At 77.9% G+C, this 2,474-nt stretch carries 2 protein-coding genes; one reads left to right on the plus strand and one right to left on the minus strand.

Annotated elements, in window-relative coordinates:
* Nucleotides 1–198 precede the first annotated feature (198 nt).
* Complete coding sequence (locus ACQ5SO_RS21305) at nucleotides 199–1,137, plus strand: LysR family transcriptional regulator (protein ID WP_430943664.1); 939 nt, start codon at nucleotides 199–201, stop codon at nucleotides 1,135–1,137.
* Nucleotides 1,138–1,449: 312 nt separating this feature from the next.
* Here ACQ5SO_RS21305 and ACQ5SO_RS21310 read toward each other — a convergent pair whose 3' ends face one another.
* The gene (locus tag ACQ5SO_RS21310; protein ID WP_430943665.1) at nucleotides 1,450–2,238 is read right to left on the minus strand and encodes an HpcH/HpaI aldolase/citrate lyase family protein; all 789 of its coding nucleotides are present in this window, start codon (nucleotides 2,236–2,238) and stop codon (nucleotides 1,450–1,452) included.
* Nucleotides 2,239–2,474 lie beyond the last annotated feature (236 nt).

Consider the following 2,474-nt stretch of genomic DNA (forward strand, 5'->3'; position numbering starts at 1 on the left):
GGAGGGGAATGCCGCCGCCGCCGGAGTGAGGGGCGGGCGTTTCGCATGGTTTCGGGGCGTGGATGTCGGGGGGACCATTCCCCCCGATGCCCCCCTGGCAGGGGGCGACCCCCTGCACCCCCTTTTTGTCGGGGGCTGGGTGACCCGGTGCGCGCGCCGGGTTAGATTGCGCGCCCTGAAGGGTTGGAAGGGGCGGCGATGGACCTGCGCCAGTTGCGGTATTTCCTGGCGATCACCGAGGAAGGCGCGGTCTCGCGCGCCGCCGCCCGGCTCGGCGTCGCCCAGCCCGCCCTCTCGGCCCATGTGCGGCGGATGGAGGAGGAGCTGGGCGCCCAGCTCCTCCTGCGCTCCTCGACCGGCGTGGTCCCGACCGAGGCGGGGGCGCTGCTGGCCGAACGCGCCCGGGCGCTGCTCCTCGATTTCGAGCGGATGGAGGAAGAGGTCCGCGGCCTCGGCGCCGCCCCGGGCGGGCTGGTGCGGATCGGCCTGCCGGGCACCATCGCCGACATGACCGCGGCCCCCCTCATCGCCCGCACCCGCGCGCGCTACCCGGGGATCCGCCTGCAACTGGCCGAGGCGATGAGCGGCTTCGTCGCCGAGTGGCTGAGGGACGGGCGGGTGGACCTCGCGGTCCTCTACCTCGATGCGGCGGCGGCGCGGCGCATGGGCGTGCGCCTGACCCCGCTGCTGGATGAAGAACTGGTGGCGCTGGCCCCGCCCGGCGCCGAGGCCGGGGAATTGGACGGCGTGGCCCCGCTGGCCGAGGCCCCCCTGGTGCTGCCGAGCGGCGCGCACGGGCTGCGCGCGATGCTCGACCGCGTGGCGCGGGCGGAGGGCGTGCAGCTGGCGCCGCAGATCGAGATCGACAGCTATTCCAACATCAAGCGGCTGGTGGCCGAGGGGCATGGCGTCTCGGTCCTGCCCTGGCGCGCGGTGGCCGAGGAGGAGCGGGACGGGCGGCTGGTGGTGCGGCGCTTCGGCGGCGAGCGGCTGCGGCGGCGCGCCTCGCTGGCCGAGGCGGCGGGGCGGCCCGCCACCCGCGCGGCGCAGGCCGCGGCGGGCCTGCTGCGCGAGGTGGTGGAGGAAAGCGTGGCGGCGGGGCTCTGGGCGGGGGCGACGCGGGTTGCGGAGGGCTGAATTCGGGCGCTGCGTGTCGGGGGGACCAGTCCCCCCGATGCCCCCCGGGCAGGGGGCGACCCCCTGCACCCCCTTTGTTTTGGGACATGTCCGACCGCTCAGGGGGGCGAGCCCCCCATTCGCGGGCGGAGGGCGGCTGCGCCGCCCGGGCGCGCCGATCCCGGGTTGCGCCGTGGGGGAAGGTGGGGATTGGCGGGGCGTCGGGCGTCGGGCGTCGGGCGTCGGGCGTCTGGGCGTCCCTGGGGCACTGGGGCCGTGGGCCTGCCCGGCGCCGGGCCTGGGGCGGCCCGGCTAGACCCCGTGCGGGCGCGCTTACCCCTCGGCGGCGGAGAGGATGGCGCGGGCGCGCAGGCGCACCGGCTCGTCCACCATCTCGCCATCCACCTGGGAGGTCCCGTCCCCGGCGGCGAGCACCCGGCGCGCCCAGTCCACCTGCGCCTCGGACGGGCGGAAGGCGTCGCGCACCGGGGCGGCCTGGCGCGGGTGGATCAACAGCTTGCCGCCCATCCCCATCGCCCGCGCATGGGCCGCATCCGCCGCCGCGGCGCCCGGGTCGGCCAGGTTCGCCGTCACCCCGTCCCAGGGCGCGGGCGCGGCGGCGAGGCGGGCGGCCAGCACCAGTTCGAACCGCGCGGCGTCCAGCACCGCCGGAAGCGGATCGCAGCCGAGATCGGCGCAGAAATCGATCGAGCCGAACACCATCCGCGCCGCTGCGGGCGCGATCCGCCGCGCGGCGGCGAGGCCATGCGCCGTCTCCACCAGCGCCAGCACCGGCAGCCCGGTCGCGGCGGCCGCGGCCTCCACCGCCGCCGCGCTCTCCGCCTTGGGCAGCATCACCGCCGCGAAGGGATGCGCGGCGGCGGCGGAGAGGTCCTCCGCGTGCCAGGGCGTCCCGGCGGGGTTGATGCGGACGATCACCGGCAGGTCGGTGAAATCGGCCCGGAGCGCGGCCCGGGCGGCGGGCTTGTCCGCGGGCGCCACGGCGTCCTCGAGGTCCAGGATCACCGCGTCGGCGCCCGAGGAAGCCGCCTTGGCGAACCGCTCGGGGCGGGTCGCGGGGACGAAGAGCGGGGCGCGGAGGGCGGCGAGGGCGGTGGTCATGGGGTGGGCCTTTCGGGGGACGCGGATGGTTGGTGTTGCGTGTCGGGGGGGGGGGGCCCCCCCCCCCCCCCCCCCGGACCCCCACCTCCCGCAACCTTTTTGGAAGGGGGCCGGGGGATCGACGGGCGCGCAAACCCAGTCTGCGGAGGGAGGGGGTGCGGGGGGGGGGGGGAGGGAGGGCGCCCCCCCCCCCGCCCCCCCCCCCCCCCCCCCCCCCCCCCCCGCCCCACCCCCCC

The sequence above is a fragment of the Rhodovulum sp. DZ06 genome, from assembly GCF_050586345.1.
GTDB lineage: Bacteria > Pseudomonadota > Alphaproteobacteria > Rhodobacterales > Rhodobacteraceae > JBOCEF01.

Coding starts and splice junctions, on each gene's coding strand:
- ACQ5SO_RS21310 (WP_430943665.1), bottom strand. CDS start 2,238: ATGACCACCGCCCTCGCCGCCCTCCGCGCCCCGCTCTTCGTCCCCGCG.
- ACQ5SO_RS21305 (WP_430943664.1), top strand. CDS start 199: ATGGACCTGCGCCAGTTGCGGTATTTCCTGGCGATCACCGAGGAAGGC.